The 507-nt window shown below is 61.7% G+C and carries 1 protein-coding gene; it reads left to right on the plus strand.

The annotated features are described in order from the left end of the window. Window positions 1–20 precede the first annotated feature (20 nt). On the plus strand, window positions 21–507 hold a 487-nt coding region (locus AAFX79_13895), incomplete at its 3' end, for a cbb3-type cytochrome c oxidase subunit I (protein MEO1009647.1).

Raw genomic sequence — 507 nt, forward strand, 5'->3', positions numbered from 1 at the left:
CGACCTTCTGGCAGGGGGTCATGTCGTGGGTCTTTACGCTCGACCACAAGCGGATCGGCGTGATGTACCTATGCGGCGTGATGACCGCGTTCCTGCTCGGCGGTTACTACGCGGGACATGTCCGTCTCGAGTTGCTCGACGGCACGCCGAACCTCGTCAGCGACAACGTCCAAGAGTCGCAGGACGCCTACAACCAGGCGTTCACGCTGCACGGCGCGATCATGACCTTCCTGTTCATCATCCCGAGCATCCCTGCGGCGTTGGGCAACGTGTTCCTGCCGATGATGCTTGGCGCGAAGGACGTGGCGTTCCCGCGGCTGAACCTCGCTAGCTTCCACCTGTGGTGCGTGGGCGCATTGTTCTTCATTGCAACGCTGCTCACTTCCGGGCTCGACACCGGGTGGACCTTCTACACGCCCTACAGCACGTCCACCTCGACGAGCGTGATCTTCGCGACGATGGGCGTGTTCATCCTCGGGTTCAGCTCGATCTTCACCGGGCTGAACT

The organism is Planctomycetota bacterium, from assembly GCA_039819165.1.
GTDB lineage: Bacteria > Planctomycetota > Phycisphaerae > Phycisphaerales > UBA1924 > JAHCJI01.